The organism is Pseudoalteromonas aurantia 208 (assembly GCF_014858725.1).
GTDB classification, from domain to species: Bacteria; Pseudomonadota; Gammaproteobacteria; order Enterobacterales; family Alteromonadaceae; genus Pseudoalteromonas; species Pseudoalteromonas aurantia.
The window spans coordinates 1,039,368-1,056,140 of the sequence record NZ_AQGV01000015.1 but is presented as its reverse complement, the minus strand read 5'-3'; the positions used below and the strand labels follow the sequence as shown (position 1 = coordinate 1,056,140).

At 42.6% G+C, this 16,773-nt stretch carries 11 protein-coding genes; 4 read left to right on the top strand and 7 right to left on the bottom strand.

Translation table 11 applies throughout. The annotated features are described in order from the left end of the window. Positions 1 to 23: 23 nt before the first annotated feature. The gene (gene dgt, locus PAUR_RS22665; RefSeq protein ID WP_192509983.1) at positions 24 to 1,517 is read left to right on the top strand and encodes a dGTPase; all 1,494 of its coding nucleotides are present in this window, start codon (positions 24 to 26) and stop codon (positions 1,515 to 1,517) included. A gap of 900 nt (positions 1,518 to 2,417) precedes the next feature. Here dgt and zigA read toward each other — a convergent pair. The 3 genes from zigA to PAUR_RS22650 form a co-directional block, all read right to left on the bottom strand. Then, a complete protein-coding gene (gene zigA / locus PAUR_RS22660; RefSeq protein WP_192509982.1) occupies positions 2,418 to 3,620 on the bottom strand; it encodes a zinc metallochaperone GTPase ZigA in 1,203 nt (400 codons plus the stop codon). Positions 3,621 to 4,437: 817 nt separating this feature from the next. Continuing rightward, positions 4,438 to 4,614, bottom strand: a complete 177-nt coding sequence (locus PAUR_RS22655) for a hypothetical protein (protein WP_192509981.1) — start codon at positions 4,612 to 4,614, stop codon at positions 4,438 to 4,440. Positions 4,615 to 4,856: 242 nt separating this feature from the next. Beyond that, positions 4,857 to 5,957 (bottom strand): DUF1570 domain-containing protein, encoded by a 1,101-nt coding sequence (locus PAUR_RS22650; protein ID WP_192509980.1) that lies wholly within the window; start codon positions 5,955 to 5,957, stop codon positions 4,857 to 4,859. Positions 5,958 to 6,472: 515 nt separating this feature from the next. Between PAUR_RS22650 and PAUR_RS22645 the strand changes: the two genes are divergently transcribed. Continuing rightward, on the top strand, positions 6,473 to 9,640 hold the full coding sequence (locus PAUR_RS22645; protein WP_192509979.1) for a DUF3427 domain-containing protein: 3,168 nt from the start codon (positions 6,473 to 6,475) through the stop codon (positions 9,638 to 9,640). A gap of 94 nt (positions 9,641 to 9,734) precedes the next feature. Here PAUR_RS22645 and PAUR_RS22640 read toward each other — a convergent pair whose 3' ends face one another. Genes PAUR_RS22640 through PAUR_RS23870 form a run of 3 tightly spaced genes read right to left on the bottom strand, consistent with a single transcriptional unit; the run spans position 9,735 to position 11,651 of the window. Then, positions 9,735 to 10,841 carry an HNH endonuclease gene (locus tag PAUR_RS22640; protein WP_225738554.1) on the bottom strand — a complete coding sequence of 369 codons (1,107 nt, stop codon included), beginning with the start codon at positions 10,839 to 10,841 and terminating at the stop codon, positions 9,735 to 9,737. Then, positions 10,819 to 11,520 (bottom strand): class I SAM-dependent methyltransferase, encoded by a 702-nt coding sequence (locus PAUR_RS22635; protein ID WP_192509978.1) that lies wholly within the window; start codon positions 11,518 to 11,520, stop codon positions 10,819 to 10,821. Before PAUR_RS22635 ends, PAUR_RS22640 begins: the two co-directional genes overlap by 23 nt. Further along, complete coding sequence (locus PAUR_RS23870; protein ID WP_263973720.1) at positions 11,517 to 11,651, bottom strand: hypothetical protein; 135 nt, start codon at positions 11,649 to 11,651, stop codon at positions 11,517 to 11,519. Before PAUR_RS23870 ends, PAUR_RS22635 begins: the two co-directional genes overlap by 4 nt. A 1,909-nt stretch (positions 11,652 to 13,560) precedes the next feature. On the opposite strand from PAUR_RS23870, the gene PAUR_RS22630 reads away from it, so the two are divergent. After that, entirely contained in the window at positions 13,561 to 13,842 is a 282-nt protein-coding gene (locus PAUR_RS22630) for a GIY-YIG nuclease family protein (RefSeq protein WP_192509977.1), read from the top strand. A 690-nt stretch (positions 13,843 to 14,532) separates the two neighbouring features. After that, the gene (locus PAUR_RS22625) at positions 14,533 to 15,000 is read left to right on the top strand and encodes a hypothetical protein (RefSeq protein ID WP_192509976.1); all 468 of its coding nucleotides are present in this window, start codon (positions 14,533 to 14,535) and stop codon (positions 14,998 to 15,000) included. 69 nt (positions 15,001 to 15,069) lie between these two features. On the opposite strand, the gene PAUR_RS22620 is transcribed toward PAUR_RS22625, so the two are convergent. Continuing rightward, complete coding sequence (locus PAUR_RS22620) at positions 15,070 to 16,773, bottom strand: LruC domain-containing protein (protein WP_192509975.1); 1,704 nt, start codon at positions 16,771 to 16,773, stop codon at positions 15,070 to 15,072.

The following is a 16,773-nucleotide window of genomic DNA, read 5'->3' as shown; positions in this document are numbered from 1 at the left end:
TTTCAATTGCGCAGAATCAAATCATGACTTTTAGCAGCAAAATAAACACACTACGACCATACAATACGCAAGGGAATACGCGAGGCAACGTCAATAGCAGTTTAGAAAGTGACAGAGGCCGTATTATCAACAGTGCAGCACTACGGCGTTTACAACAAAAAACTCAGGTATTTCCGTTAGAGCGCAACGCCGCGGTACGATCACGGTTAACCCATTCATTAGAAGTACAACAAAATGGTCGGTTTATTGCTCAGTCTATTATTGCAGAGCTAAAAAAGCGTGGCTTGCACCATTATATTCAATCAAATTCACAGGAAGATTTAGAAAGCGCACTCGTCACATTATGTGAAATGGCTTGCCTTATGCACGATATTGGCAACCCTGCATTTGGTCATTTTGGTGAAGCCGCAATAAACGACTGGTTCAAACGCTATTTACTAAATCACAGTGAATACAACACACCATCACATACAGCATTGAATGCAACACAAAGCTGTGAATTAACCCTCACTGAGCAACTTTTGCTTGATGTATGTAGCTTTGAAGGCAATGCCCAAGCAATACGCATCGTACACACCCTTTCAACCCTCAATCTTACCTACAGCCAAACAGCCAGTATTCTGAAATATACCCGTGCAGCAACCACTCCAAAATCACAGGTGCCGAACAATAAATCATACTTGCAAAAAAAAGTCGGCTTTTACTACAGCGAAAATAAATTTGTGACGCAACTGTGGAACACACTCAACATTGAAGCCGGTAACCGCCACCCAGCTGCCTATATAATGGAAGCCGCAGATGACATAGCTTATTGCTTAGCAGACATGGAAGATGCGGTTGAAAAAGGTATTATCACCGTATTAGAACTAAAGGGGTTGTTAATCGATGAGTACACCCAAATCGTCAAAAAACAGCGCCTTAATGATAGTAGCTATATGAAAGATAAAGTTGATAGCGCCTTTAAAAAAGCCCAAATCAACCCTGCCAATTTTGAAAATGAATTTTTTATTTTTTTAAGAGTTAAGCTATTACACCCGTTAGTCACACACGCCACACAGCGATTTGTCGACAACCTAGATGCCATTTACCACGGCCATTTTAACGAAGCTCTATTAGAAGATAACGGCTATCAACACTGTGTAACTCAAGCGCTTAAAAATGTGGCTCTAAAGCACGTATTCTCTCATAAAGAAGTTGAGCAATTAGAGCTCCAAGGTTACAAAATTACCAGTGGAATACTCAATGAATATCAACGAGTATTAGATCTCTCAAGTACTCAATTCACTGACTTACTTGAAAATGGGAGGGCTTACCCAGTAGAAAAAAGGCTCGTAAAACGTATATCGAAAAAGTTTGTCGCGGTTTATCAGCAAAGTGTTGCAGAGCTCCCGCCAGAACATGCAACCAATTCTATATACGAGTTTTACTACCGCTGCCGACTGTTACAAGATTTCATCAGCGGCATGACAGACCAATTTGCATACGATACCTATCGCACACTTACTGTTTCAGAATAAATAGTCAACCTCTTAAGCTATAGATTCTGAAACAAGTTCAGAACGACGAAAAGTGTGGAACGCCATGCCAACTTCCTCTTTCGTCTTCCTGACGAAGGTCAGGATCCATGCTGAATAACACTCAGGAGTCTCACTTGGTACACAACAAGTGGACCCTGAAATAAATTCAGGGAGACGAAGGGAGAGTATCTAAACTGATAACTCACAAAAAGGGGAGTATGCGTCTCCCTGAAGCAGAACAGAATCCATGGCTGCAGCTCGCTTCCTTCTTTCGTCTTCCTGACGCAGAACAGGATCCATAGCTACAGCTCGCTTCCTTCTTTCGTCTTCCTGACGAAGGTCAGGATCCATGCTAGATAACCCTCAAGACTCTCACTTGCTGCACAAAAAGTGGACCCTAAAATAAATTCAGGGAGACAGGTAAGTCTATAACTCAAAATGCTAAAGCTTGCGCCGCTACGAAATACAATCTCGTGATCAATTCACCACTTTTCGTCTTCCTGACGCAGGTCAGGATCCATGCTGAATAACCCTCAAGACTCTCACTTGCTACACAAAAAGTGGACCCTAAAATAAATTCAGGGAGACAGGTAAGTCTATAACTCAAAATGCTAAAGCTTGCGCCGCTACGAAATACAATCTCGTGATCAATTCACCACTCTTCGTCTTCCTGACGCAGGTCAGGACCCATGCTGAATAGCCCTCAAAACTCTCACTTGATACACAACAAGTGGACCCTGAAATAAATTCAGGGAGACGAATGAAGAGTATCTGAACTCATAACATACAAAAAAGGAGAGTATGCGTCTCCCTGACGCAGGTCAGTGCCAATAAGGAATCGCCGCTATTAATTACTCACTGAATTCAAAATGACAAACCAACTTAAACTCCTAAGAGGCATCATTCCCACAATGGAAATGGGTCTGGTAATTTAGCCCAAGATGGTGCGCCTTTTAGCAGTTCGTCATCCTCTAATAAACACGCGTTTAATCGATTGATAATATCGGTCTTATCTAACCCTTGACCAATAAAAACCAGCTCTTGGCGCATATCACCGAACGGCTCAATCCATTGCGCTTCTATTGCTTGACGGTAATCAGGGTCCGTTGGCCAATCTTGTTCTGGCACAGCTTTCCAAAAAAGCCCAGCAGCACCATATCTTGCCATTCCCCCCGCTTGGCTCCAACTTCCTGCAAATTGCGGCCTTGTTGCCAGCCAAAAAAAGCCTTTTGATCGGATCAACTTACCCGCGATCTCTTTACTGTGTAAAAAGTTATAAAACTTTTCAGGATAAAACGGTCGCCTCGCTTCAAACACAAAGCTGCTAATACCAAACTCTTCTGTTTCAGGTAAATGCTCACCGCGCATTTCTTTTAACCAACCCGCTGCAACACTTGCCTTTTCAAAACTGAATTTACCGGTCGCTAACACCTGCTTTAAAGGCACATTCCCATTTGAAATGGCAATTTGTTCAGCATCGGTATTGAGCGTTTTTAAAATACTTTTAAGGCGAGCTAACTCAGTGTCAGAAATCAAATCCGTTTTACTAATTAACAACACATTGGCGAACTCCACCTGCTCAACCAATAAATCAGCAACACTGCGCTCGTCTTCTTCACCCAAGCTTTCACCTACTTCGTGTAAAGATCTGGCTTCATCGTAATCTTTTAAAAAGTTAACCGCATCGACCACAGTCACCATGGTATCTAACTGGGCAACATCCGATAAGCTAATGCCATTTTCATCTGCAAACGTGAATGTTTCGGCCACCGGTAAAGGTTCTGAAATACCGGTCGATTCAATAACCAAATAATCATATTTGCCCTCATTGGCCAAACGGGTTATTTCTTCAAGCAAGTCTTCTCTGAGTGTGCAACAAATACAGCCATTACTCATTTCAACTAGCTTTTCTTCAGCCCTGTTTAAACTTATTTCATTTTGTACTGTTACAGCATCAATATTAACTTCACTCATATCATTAACAATGACAGCCACTTTGAGGCCTTCTCGATTGCTTAGAATATGATTGAGAACGGTAGTTTTACCTGCACCTAAAAAGCCAGAAAGCACAGTAACTGGCAATAACGACGGTATATTAGACATAATTTTGACCACATTGAATTATAAATTGACGGTTTTGATTTGATCATTAGCGATGACGAAGCGCTAATAACACGACCCAACAAGATACGTTATATTATAACACTTCGTTGCGCAACTTTTTAAAGCTCCTACCGTTATTCTCCTGCCACCCACCTACCCCACCATTAGTCTTCCTGAGGAAAGTCAGGGCTCATCCAAGCACGCCAAAACTAAACCCAACAACCAACTCCCCTCCATTCGTCTTCCTGACTCAGGTCAGGACCCATGATTATTACTAACCCTTTACTCTCGAACTACGCCAAACCTAGACCCTGAAATGAATTCAGGGCGACAAATGAACCACTCACCATCCCATAAACGCGAATATCACCACTTACAAGCAACCCAACACCCCCTCCATTCGTCTTCCTGACGCAGGTCAGGACCCATCAAACCATCATTATTCACTTTCGAACATCTCAGACCTAGACCCTGAAATAAATTCAGGGCGACAAATAAACCACTCACCATCCCATAAACGCGAATATCACCAGTTACAAGCAACCCAACGCCCCCACCATTTGTCTTCCTGACGCAGGTCAGGACCCATGCTTTTCATGTCACCGAAGTCTCATTACCCGCGCGCCACAAGCAATAGATTCTAAAACACGTTCAAAACGACAATGCTGAGCTTTCACGCTACTTGGCAGTAAATGATGTAAAGTAAAAATAAGAGTTAAAGTAAAGTAGGTAATAAACGAGGTGGGTAGCAATAATTAAAATAGTGCTAAATTGACAAAGCGTGGCCAATATTAATCATATTAGCCACTCGTTTAAATTACTTAGTACGCCCAGTACCACCACAGATCCTAGGATCAGAAGGGCGAGTATTGCAACCTGCATACAAGGTAAAATTTACATCTTCAGCACCACCAGCCGCAACTGGTGTTAATGCCATTGGTAAATCTTTATTACTGAGTGTTTTTAGTGATTTTTTATTGAGTAATAATTCCATGTATATACATTCCTTTTAGTTTAATCATTTCCAAAATGAGGTTATAAAGTACACAGCAAGGTTAAGGCTGTCTACAAATAAGTTGAACTAATTTAATATTAAATACCAAAAAACTCGCTTTGCTACGGCAGTTCAGAAACGATTAAGATGTATAATTAATCTTAGTGGCGCTACCAATCAAGTAGCAGCACTCATCACATCTATTGCCCCCATCCCGCGTATGATTAGAGTAAGTTTTTAACCTAGTATCGATGCGCAGTTAATTTACTTTTCGTAAAACGTACAAACGCGTGCTCTAGGTTACCTTGACGCGCTGTTAAGTATGTCCAAATTTTATCATTTCCCAACGTGTCACATTTGTTGCTCTGCTCAGCCAGTAAATACTTTCTTAATAATAACTTACGGGTATCATCGCTTGCTAAAAAGTATACAAATGCCCAGCTACTTCTATACATTTGAGCATAATTCGACTTACGCCAATGTGGGCTAGTATGAACTAACTTTCGAGGCTGGATCACCGACTTTAACAGACGTCCATTCAACGATACCCAGCTTTTATTCGGTTCAATAATACTGGCTTGCATGTGTACATGAGTATATTCAAAATATTCAGCCAACCCCTCGTTAAACCATTTAGGCGTATCACCAATAACCGCTTCATTAATTGCGTGCACTGCTTCATGAACTGCCACCTTAATAGTGTGTTCAAACGTGCTATATTTTATATATGCTGTATTTTTACTACCAAAGTAAACGCCAGTTGTTCCGGTAGGATCCCCCCCTAAACTTTTAACCTCATGGTTATAAGCTCTGGTATTGGGCAATATATGTAGATTTAGCTTCACCTTACGCATAACTTTTAAACCAACTAAAGTTGCATAAGCTCTAAAAACGGCCCGTAAATTTGCAGAAAGCTGATTTTTAAACCGAACAGGCAACCCTCGGGCTTGCACGTTAAGTTCAAAATAGTCTAATGTATTATTTTTAGTAGTGTGATAAAGCTCTGCCGCAGAGTGTGGTTTTTTATCACTAAAATTTTTAATTCCTCGCTCATCAACCCAAGTATAAATACCATCTAGTTGCTCATATTTTACAGCTCCTAAGTCGGCTTTTTCACAACTTTTACGGAACATTTTGTGGTTATTATGAATATAAGTCGATTCTTTAGATAAAATTACGGAGGGTTGCGATACATGAAACTCAGATATTTTTGTTGGATCAGTGACTGCTGGCTGTGTATGCAGAGGACTAAACCAAAACTGCCTATTACTAAAAAAATATGATAAAGAAATCGAAGTAATAACCAGTACAGTTATCATTATAAAACGCGTCCATCGCTGCATTTAACTATCCTTAGTCTATGAGTGTTGATTTACTAGCCGTTTGGTAAATCAACAGCATCTGTATTTTAACACTTAACGACAATCCGTATACCCTTCATCGAATTTGCCTCCCTGACGAAGCTCTGGGGCCATCCAACCAAACACTCGAAAGCTAAACCCACTCCACATCCCCCCCGCCATTCGTCTCCCTGACGCAGGTCAGGGCCCACCCCAACCGACCACGAGAAAGTTAAACCTAACTCCACACCCAACACATCACTCGTCTCCTTGACGCAGGTCAGGGTCCATGCCAACCAAACACACCAAAGCTAAACAAAACCCCATATCCAATATCACACCCAACTCCCCCACCACTCGTCCCCCTGACGCAGGTCAGGGTCCAATCTAACCTACCACTGCAAAGCCAAGGCTAATCTCAGACAGCACAACCCTTCCAAACCTCACCCCAATAAATTAAACTAAACATCGTTTCAAGGAGTTACAGCAACCACAACACAGCAGTAAAAGGAATAAACGTGGAACAAATCGGTATTTACGAGCAGCTCATCACCCAAGTGGTCGAGCAAAACCTCAACAGAGAACGCTTTTACGTGGGTGAACGTGTACTTGAAAGTGCCGAAGCCGCAACTTGGCTGTCGCGTTTTTTAGCAAAGCTGGTAGAACACGCCATCAATGCTATACCTAACTCCAGCGAACGGTTACAGCACCAAATAGAACTCGCTAACAAACTAGTTTTTTGGTTAAAAGATCACATTACTGACGATGCACTCATTAGCGATAACTTAATTGACTCACAAGGCAAAATACTCACAGCGTTGTTTGATAAAAGTAACCCTATCGCCGCTGATTTACCTGCTTACACGAATGGTATATTTCCGCTCGCGGGACTAACTCAGAGCGAGCTGTTCTCAGGCGCAAACGCTGGTATTTCTTTAGAAACGGAGCTAAAACGTGAGATCAACTCAGCCGATACCATCTACTGGTTAGTATCATTTATAAAATGGACGGGGCTGCGTATATTCAAAAATGAGCTCGAAGCATTTACTCACAGTGGTAAGCAGCTCAAGGTAATAACAACGTCTTATATGGGTGCAACCGACGCCAAAGCAGTAGAGTTTTTGGCAAGCTTACCCAATACCGAAGTGAAGCTCAGTTACAACAACCAACAAGAGCGCCTACATGCAAAATCATACTTGTTTTTACGTAATACGGGCTTTCATACCGGCTATATTGGCTCATCTAATTTATCGCATTCAGCACTCACCAGTGGCCTTGAATGGAATTTAAAAATCACTGCACAAGAAATCCCGCATATTATCGCCAAAACTAAAAGCACCTTTGAAACTTACTGGCAATCAAAAGAATTTGAACTGTTTACAGGTAAATTGGCGTGTAAAGAAAAGCTGATAAATTCACTAAAAGAACAACGCGGAGTACGCCAACCAAGTAACTCCTTTTATTTTGATATAGCCCCAAAGCCCCATCAAAAAGTCATTTTAGAAAAGCTTATTGTCGAACGCAGCGTTCACAACCGCTTTAAAAACTTGGTGGTTGCAGCTACTGGCACGGGTAAAACCATTGTTTCGGCTTTTGACTTTAAACCTCTTTACGATGAAAACCCAAATGCCACTTTTTTATTTATTGCCCACCGCGAAGAAATACTCAAACAAGCTCAAAGCGCTTATCGTGGCGTGCTTAAAAATAATAACTTTGGCGAATTGTGGGTGGGTAACTATACCCCAGAGCGTTATAACCAATTATTTGCATCAATCCAAACGATCAACAACCAATTAGCCACCTTACAGCTAACACCCGATTATTATGACTACATTGTCATCGACGAAGTACACCATGTGAGTGCAACCAGTTACCGGACCGTATTAAAGCATTTTACGCCAACCATATTACTGGGGTTAACCGCCACACCAGAGCGACAAGACGGCGCTAATATATTAGAAGATTTTTGCGATGTCATCGCCGCTGAAATACGCTTACCTGAAGCCATTAATCAACGTCATTTATGCCCATTTCAATACTTTGGTATTGACGATACACTCGACTTAAACCAAATCCCTTGGCGCAATGGCCGCTATGACATAGCCGAGCTAAGCAACCTTTATACTGGCGAGAATAATCGCGCAACTAAAATTATCACCAGCCTAGCCGACATTGTCACCAACGTTCACACCATCAAAGCGCTGGCATTTTGTGTAAGCCAAGCCCATGCCGAGTTTATGGCCGCCAAATTCAACCTTGCAGGTATCAATGCCGACGTACTTACCAGTAAAAACACCCGCGAGCGTGTACAAAAACAACAAGCACTGCGCAATGGCGCTATTCAAATCCTGTGCGTAGTCGATATTTTTAACGAGGGCGTTGATATTCCAGAAGTCGACACCCTGCTATTTTTACGACCAACCGAAAGCCTAACACTCTTTTTACAGCAACTAGGCCGCGGTTTGCGTTTGCCCGACAATAGCCTTTCTTTGGGTGGTTCAAAGCAATGTTGTACCGTACTCGACTTTGTAGGTAATGCACGCCCAGAATACGACTTTGCCAGTAAGTTTCGTGCACTCATTGGTAAAAGCAGTCAACCAATCAAAAATGAAATTGAAAACAACTTTCCGCATTTGCCGTTGGGTTGCCGTATAGAGCTACAAAAGCAAACGCAAAAAACCATATTAAAGAATATTCAGCAGGCCATAAATGGCAAGCGCCGCCTCCAGCAACTCATTGCTGGCTATTCACAGCACAGTGACGACGAGCTCACCTTAAGCAATTTTTTACGTCTCAACCCGCAGGTCACACTTGAAGACATCTACAAACCAAAAGACAAAAAGCTTGGCGGCTGGCACTGGCTAAAAGGTGATGTCATTCCCAAAGAACAAGCCGATATTTATGCCGCGTATTACCGCGCCATAAACACCCAATTACTTAACTGCGACTCACTTAGCTATTTACGTTTTCTAAAGGAATTATGTAATAACAACTTTAACTTTGCGCCAACACCGATAAACCAACAATTTGCGCTAATGGCTCATTACAACTTTTGGGATAGTACAGGTAAAGATTTAGGGTTTAACGCTCTAGAGCAAAGCTTAAAAGCCCTTAAACATCCAGTGTTACAGCAAGAGCTGGCACAAGTAATTACGCTTTTAATTAACCGTATTCACCAACAAGAGCATGATTTAGCGTGTTTGCCCAATCACGCTATAAAATTACATAGCCGCTACACGCGCCAACACATACTCGCCGCCTTTGGCGCGCACACTTTTGATAAAAAATCGACCGCGCGCGAAGGCATATTAGAATTTAAAAAACAAAGCCTAGAACTGCTATTTGTTACCCTTAACAAGTGCGAAAAAACTTATTCGCCCACCACGTTGTATCACGACTATGCACTGAGCCCCACATTGTTTCATTGGCAAACACAAAACAGCGCCCGCCCAGAACACGGTCGCGGCTTAAGCTACATTGAACACCAACAAACAGGTAAAACCATCTTGTTATTTGTCCGAGAACAAGGCAAAGACGAAAATGGCCGAACCATGGGTTTTGTAAACTATGGCGAGGTTATATACCAAAGCCACACCGGCAGCCAACCGATGAATATCACGTGGGAATTGATGAACCCCATGCCAAGTGACATGTGGCACGAGGCTGGGAAATTGGCGGTCGGGTGATCAATTTAAAATAAGGATGCCTATAAAGTTGCAGCTATAGAATAGAATGAGCACGTTCTGAACAACCTGTAAGCTTATAAATTAATACTAAATCCTATACACTATATTTCGGTTTACTCTCCGCCACACAACCTAGCCCAATACTTGGTTGCTGACAATTAAAATCAACACCTTCAAACTCATTCACACCTACCCACAACTTCGAGCTATTTGCATGTGCTACTTGATACGCCCAATCACTTACTGAACGCGATTTATCTGCATCGCAATTAAAGTAATCACTCAACTCACGGGTTAAATGTTGGCTATGTATAACAAGGTTTTGTTCTTCCCAGCGCTCGCGGTGACATTGCGCTGCTAAAAAGTCGCGTTTATTGTTGTTGCAAGCGCTGTGCGCGGCCACAAAGTTGTGACCTAAGTCGTTTGCGTAGCGGACAAACGGAATAAAATGGTCAACTTCGGTTTTGTTATTCAACGGCTTTTGGCAGTAAAAGCACTTGCCCTGTTGTAGCTCTATTAACACAGGCTTGGCTTTGCTGAGTGCATTACGGTCAAAACCAAATAAAAAGTCGTGTAGTTGGCTTTGTGGGCCAATCAATGTTTGATTGTGTTTTATGCTTTGAATTTTTTGTAACCACGCATTTTTAGCCAAGTACACCACTAAGTCATAAAAGCGCCGAAAGCAGCTAGCAATACCTGCATTTAGGGTGATGTATTGCGTGCTATGTGTATGCGGGTATAAAAAGCATTCAGCTTGTTTTGCCAATATTTGTAAACGCCACAGCGGACCCACTTTGAGCGCAGCTAAGGCGGCATTAAATGTTGGTTTATATAAGTGGCTTTGCTTTAGAGCACGTAAATTACGAATGTTGTTTTGTTGGCACTCATACAACACCGAGATCACTTTAGATTGCACACCACTATTTTGTTTTAATAAAGCGTTTTCACCTGTTTGATCGGCTGAAAAAGGGACGGCATGGTGCCAATATAAAACTATGAGCTTATCCGCTAAGGTGGCTAAGTCTATTTTGAGTGTTGCTTGTTCAGATATTAGCGGCTGCTCTACACATACGTCAGCCAATGCATGGAGTAAGGCAAACTTATACGTGGCACTGAAGTCGCCTTCAACCAGTAAGCGCTGAATGTAAGCGATAAAATCAAGTTGTTGCTGTTGGTTATCACTCATAAGACGATTCTTCATAAGGCAACTTTTTCACCACCACATTCAGCCACATTTGCTCGCTTCTATCAGGGCGTTGATCTTTGCTTTGCCATACTTTAATCACTTTTAAACTGGGTATTTGTGCCAGTACATCCTCTAGGCATGTTTCGGTTAAATCACTAAATGTGCGGTTGCCGTCGCTGCGCTCACCCTTGCCGTATTTGAATGAGGCGTACAAAATACCATTGGGTTTTAATGCGCTGGCGAGTTTGGTGAAACGGTCAGGGAGTTCGTTATGGGCCACATGTAAGAGGCTTGCGCAACACCATATGCCGTGATATTGCGCGTGTTCTTTAACTTGTCGAAAGGTTTTTACGTACACACTTTGTTGTAAATGAAAGCTGGCAATGTCGGCCAGTTCACTGCAGGCATCAAAGGCGGTGACTTTATAGCCGAGTTGCTTAAACGCGAGTGCGTCGCGCCCTGCGCCGCAGCCGGCATCGAGAATATGTATTTTTTCATGCTCGCTGTGATGCAAAGATGGTAACAGTGGCAAAAACTCTCTGTATAGCTCGCCCATATCCACGTGTAGTGTTGACTGAGCAAAAGCCTGCGCATTGTTAGCGTAATACTCAAGTGTGTTGATTGAGGTCGCACTTGTATTCGTGCTGCTTGTATTCAAACTCTGAGTGTTGGAAAAAGAAGGTGTATTAGTCATTGCTGACACTCTATAGACAGTTCATCAACTGGCGCTCTTTTACAACGGCAGTGCTTGTGGGTAGCAATACCTGATGTTTTTGCATGTTTATTGAGCCCTGGGCCGCTTAAAATTGCGTGATATAAGCGCATTCAAATTCCTGTTAGTTCTGCGTGGCTAAGTTATATAAGGATGTATAAATTAGCAGCTACGGCTGTACTACTTCCTTCAACCGTTTATTTTTGGTGACTAAAAACGTATTTGTTAACGTATTGCTATGTCAAAAGTGACCAACTTTTACATGAGCTTTTACTTTATATTTGGTAACTTATCACGATTTATAAGCGCTTGAATAGTCTCTGCGATTAAATCCATACAAATAAAGCGGTTTATTGGTTACGTTATTTTTACATTGTGCTATTTCTCAGTTGGGTTAGCTGTAGACCCTGACCTGCGTCAGGGAGACTAAGTGGAGAATGTTTGCTTTAGTATCGTGTGTTTTGTAAGGATCCTGACCTGCGTCAGGAAGACGAAGTGTGAGTGGCTGGTTTAGAGTCGAGTACGTTACTTGGGTCCTGGCCTACGTCAGGAAGACGAAGTGTGAGTGACGGGTTTACAATCGAGTACGTTACGTGGGTCCTGACCTTCGTCAGGAAGACGAAGTATGGGTGGCTGGCTTAGAGTCGAGTACATTACGTGGGTCCTGACCTTAGTCAGGAAGACGAAGTGTAGAGTGGCTGGGGAAAAGTCGAGTGAGATACGTGGATCCTGACCTTCGTCAGGAAGACGAAGTATGGGTGGCTGGCTTAGAGTCGAGTACATTACGTGGGTCCTGACCTTAGTCAGGAAGACGAAGTGTAGAGTGGCTGGGTAAAAGTCGAGTGAGATACGTGGATCCTGACCTTCGTCAGGAAGACGAAGTGTGGGTGACGGGTTTACAATCGAGTACATTACGTGGATCCTGACCTGCGTCAGGAAGACGAAGTGTGGGTGGGTGGCTGGCTTAGAGTCGAGTACATTACGTGGGTCCTGACCTTAGTCAGGAAGACGAAGTGTAGAGTGGCTGGGTAAAAGTCGAGTGAGATACGTGGATCCTGACCTTCGTCAGGAAGACGAAGTGTGAGTGACGGGTTTACAATCGAGTACGTTACATGGATCCTGACCTTCGTCACGAGGACGGAGTGTGAGTGACGGGTTTACAATCGAGTACGTTACGTGGGTCCTGACCTTCGTCAGGAAGACAGTGTGTGAGTGGCTGGTTAAAGTCGAGTACGTTACGTGGCTCCTGCTCTTCGTCCAGAAGACGAAGTTGAGGTGCCCTCTTATTCGTCGCTCTGAACTGGTTTCAGAGTCTATGTGGTTTAGTTTATTGTTTCGATCATATGCATTACATGGATCCTGACCTGCGTCAGGAAGACGAAGTGTGAGTGACTGATTTAGCGTCGAGTACGTTAAGTGGATCCTGACCTGCGTCAGGGAGACGAAGTATGAGTGACTGATTTAGCGTTGAGTACGTTACGTGGGTCCTGACCTTCGTCAGAAAGACGAAGTGTAGGGTGCCCGCCTTATTCGTCGCTCTGAACTGGTTTCAGAGTCTATCTGGTTTAGTTTATTGTTTCGATCATGTGCATTACATGGATCCTGACCTACGTCAGGAAGACAGTGTGTGAGTGGCTGGTTAAAGTCGAGTACGTTACGTGGCTCCTGCTTTTCGTCCAAAAGACGAAGTTGAGGTGCCCTCTTATTCGTCGCTCTGAACTGGTTTCAGAGTCTATGTGGTTTAGTTCATTGTTTCGATCATATGCATTACATGGATCCTGACCTGCATCAGGAAGACGAAGTGTGAGTGACTGATTTAGCGTCGAGTACGTTAAGTGGGTCCTGACCTTCGTCAGAAAAACGAAGTGTGAGGTGCCCGCCTTATTCGTCGCTCTGAGTATGATTTAGGGTTTATTTGATTTATCTTGAATAACTGTAATAATTTACTTTTATAAGTAGGTATAACAGGATGTTATACCTATATCAGTCTGACTTATTAATGTTGTTTTAAAGGACTAACACATGCAACCTACCACCTATATTCTGGCGTCAAAGCCAAACGGCACTCTATATATTGGCGTGACTCGAGATCTTAAAAAGCGAATTTACGAGCATAAAGGCCATTTAATCGATGGGTTTACCAAACGTTATAACGTGACCCAATTAGTGTATTTTGAAACGCATGCTGATATGTACCATGCTATTAACCGTGAAAAACAACTTAAAAACTGGCGTCGGCAGTGGAAAGTTAACTTAATTGAAAAGGTTAACCCGCAATGGGACGACTTGTATTACTGTATTTAAAAAGCTCAGGCCCGTGTCAGAGAAACAAAGTACGGTAATAAACTGAGATTAGTCTGGTGTAAATGGGTCCTGACCTTCGTCAGGAAGACGAAATGTAGAATACCTGACTTGTAGTCTGTACGTTACATGGATCCTGACCTTCGTCAGGAAGACGGCGTATGGGTGGCTAACTTGAACTCGCTCTGTATTTGATTCTGAGTTTATGTAGTGTAGTTGCTTGTCTTGAGATGGGCCCTGACCTTCGTCAGGAAGACGGCGTATGGGTGGCTAACTTGAAGTTGCTCTGTGTTTGATTCTGAGTTTACGTGATGTAGTTGTTTGTCTTGAGATGGGTCCTGACCTTCGTCAGGAAGACGAAATGTAGAATACCTGACTTGTAGTCTGTACGTTACATGGGCCCTGACCTGCATCAGGAAGACGAAGTGTGAGTGGTTGACGCTCAGTCATGTCAGTTACGTGGATCCTGACTTTCGTCAGGAAGACGAAATAGGTAACCAATGCTTCTCTATATTCGTCGCTCGTTGCTCTGAAGGTGTTTCGTAGTCTATTTAGGTCAGAAATGAATACCGTAAATATCAACGCTAAAAAATACAAATAAAAACAAAATTTGTCCCTTTTATTAGATATCATGCATGGCATGTAGTGTATATTGCGTACCCAATGTAATTTTAAAATAAAAGGATATTTCAAATGCATAAAAAAATACTCGTATACTCTGCGTTAATCGTGTCAACTTTTATATGTAGCGCTCAAGCTAAAGCTGTTGACTTGTCATTGGGTGGGGGCTATCCATTTCTAGTTGTACCAACCGTCTCACTAACAAATTCAGATATTCGATATTATGCTAACTACAAAGCGGGGTTAGATGATGGTTTCAGTTTGGGCGCAGAAATATTAAACGGTAAACATAAATACGGGGCGTTCATTGGCGCTGTTGGGGCTCGAAAAACTGACGTACGCTGCTCTGATTCAACATTTCTGTGTATTAGCCTTTTTGATCATCAAACCACACAAGGTATTGGTCTAAGCTATGAGTACCATTTGTCTAGCAACCTAAATTCAGGGTGGGCTGTGCGACTTGAAGCGGGTTACGGCGAAGAGTCTTATGATTATGAAAAACGCACCGACGGCAATATACAATTTATTTATCACTTTTAAACAGATCATATCAGTTTAAAAAAGTAAAAAAGCACCGCCACATGACGGTGCTTTCTGAAAAAATGTTAACTAGTTACACTTCCAGCATTTACCTGAAACGGGTGTGCTATACCAAGTTGCGCCCCTTGCCTTGCGGCTTTCAGCCCAGTCTTGAATAGCAGGGTATGCTTGAATAATGTCAACCGACTCCATCGGATGCAACCAAGATGTCGAAATTTCAAGTGCCCAAGGGTGCCCAGCTGGGGTCATATAAGTCTCACCCCCTACTTCAGTATTATCAGCACCGGTTTTGAAAAAACCTGTATTTGCTAACGCTGTGGGGGCATAGTTTGGCAAATGTACTTCTCGACCGCGGTCACTTACTCTATAAATAAACGGGTTAAAGGGTGCATTGCCAATTGCCAATGGGTTAACTGGTTCAACAAAAATCAAGCTCATCGTTACTGGAATAACCGAGCGTTCATCTCCACTTTGGGTATTAAAGAATGAATATGTTAGCGAATCATTGGTTGCTGAATGGGTATTTTTTAAGACCGCGACCACTAACTCACTGCTGTGACCTGCTTCTGCGGTAACCGCCTCAGATTGGCCGTTAATCGCCATATTAATGCTTTCTACATTGGCACTGGTGGTACCTGAAAAAGCGATTGCAAAACCACTGGCCAGTGTCGCGCCTCTGGCTTGAATACTGCCGGTTAAGTCAATTTGCTTAACCAACCCATTAGCATCTTTTATAACGTTAAAGCGATTAGTGATCACTAAATCATTTAAGTCGTAATCTCCTTTATCTGGCCATAAATCTTCGTACGCAAGCGTTGACTCTACCGAATAATTGTTACTTGCGCGTTTGTCGTCGTTTGGATAGTCGTCATTGTTATCATTGATACCATCACAATCACTGTCATTTTCACCTAACATCCACGTAAAGAATGCAGGGTCACTCACCAAGCCATTACTGTCAGTTGCAATAACTTGTACGCGCCACGTTTCGCCCGCGTTCACCTCTGACGATAACACTGTATTACCCGTATGATCCGTTTTACCTGCAACTTCATCATCTACCACTTCACCTTGGCCTATATCAACAAACCAACGATATTCATAACTAACCGCGTCCCCATCAGGGTCTGCATTATCGCTATTTGATACATCCACAACAAAATCGTTGTTTGCGGTTGCGCACCCTTGAGGTGATCCATTCAGTGTGGGTGTATAAGGTGCATCATTTGCTGTTATTGCGTAGGTAATGGTTAAAAGGCTGTAATCGAGCGTTGTTTTCCACCAAACATAATTATGGTTCATATCAATGTCTAAAAACACATCCATTAAGCCATCATCCAAAATATAGGATGTTGGTACATCAAATGGCGTTTCTGACCAAGTACCATTAGTCCCTTGTAATAAACCAGGGTTTAAGTCATTACCATCAACACTAATACCGTCATATTCACCACTGGTGCCATGAAAAGCTTCAGAGTCAATATCGAAACCTCTTATCAATAAGGTCGCGCTCTGTATTTTAACCAAAGGATTTGATGCTTCACTGAAACTGTGCTGCCAACCATAATCTTGCCCAGAGTGTGAATAATAATTAAAACCGTACCCACTTGGTGCAACATAATGAGGTGATGTACTGTCTTTATTAATTTTCTGGGTGTAAGTGAACGTACCATCTTGGTTATCAACCGTATTGGTTTCAGTTGCTGCGGCAAATACATAAGGCGTTTGAAAAACAAGTGCGATGCCAAGGCTTAGGCTATATTTCATGTTCAT

What these genes read in the sequence shown, in the direction of transcription:
- dgt (WP_192509983.1), top strand. Translation starts at nt 24, where the DNA reads ATGACTTTTAGCAGCAAAATAAACACACTACGACCATACAATACGCAA.
- zigA (WP_192509982.1), bottom strand. Translation starts at nt 3,620, where the DNA reads ATGTCTAATATACCGTCGTTATTGCCAGTTACTGTGCTTTCTGGCTTT.
- PAUR_RS22655 (WP_192509981.1), bottom strand. Translation starts at nt 4,614, where the DNA reads ATGGAATTATTACTCAATAAAAAATCACTAAAAACACTCAGTAATAAA.
- PAUR_RS22650 (WP_192509980.1), bottom strand. Translation starts at nt 5,957, where the DNA reads ATGCAGCGATGGACGCGTTTTATAATGATAACTGTACTGGTTATTACT.
- PAUR_RS22640 (WP_225738554.1), bottom strand. Translation starts at nt 10,841, where the DNA reads ATGAAGAATCGTCTTATGAGTGATAACCAACAGCAACAACTTGATTTT.
- PAUR_RS22635 (WP_192509978.1), bottom strand. Translation starts at nt 11,520, where the DNA reads ATGACTAATACACCTTCTTTTTCCAACACTCAGAGTTTGAATACAAGC.
- PAUR_RS23870 (WP_263973720.1), bottom strand. Translation starts at nt 11,651, where the DNA reads ATGCGCTTATATCACGCAATTTTAAGCGGCCCAGGGCTCAATAAACAT.
- PAUR_RS22630 (WP_192509977.1), top strand. Translation starts at nt 13,561, where the DNA reads ATGCAACCTACCACCTATATTCTGGCGTCAAAGCCAAACGGCACTCTA.
- PAUR_RS22625 (WP_192509976.1), top strand. Translation starts at nt 14,533, where the DNA reads ATGCATAAAAAAATACTCGTATACTCTGCGTTAATCGTGTCAACTTTT.
- PAUR_RS22620 (WP_192509975.1), bottom strand. Translation starts at nt 16,773, where the DNA reads ATGAACATGAAATATAGCCTAAGCCTTGGCATCGCACTTGTTTTTCAA.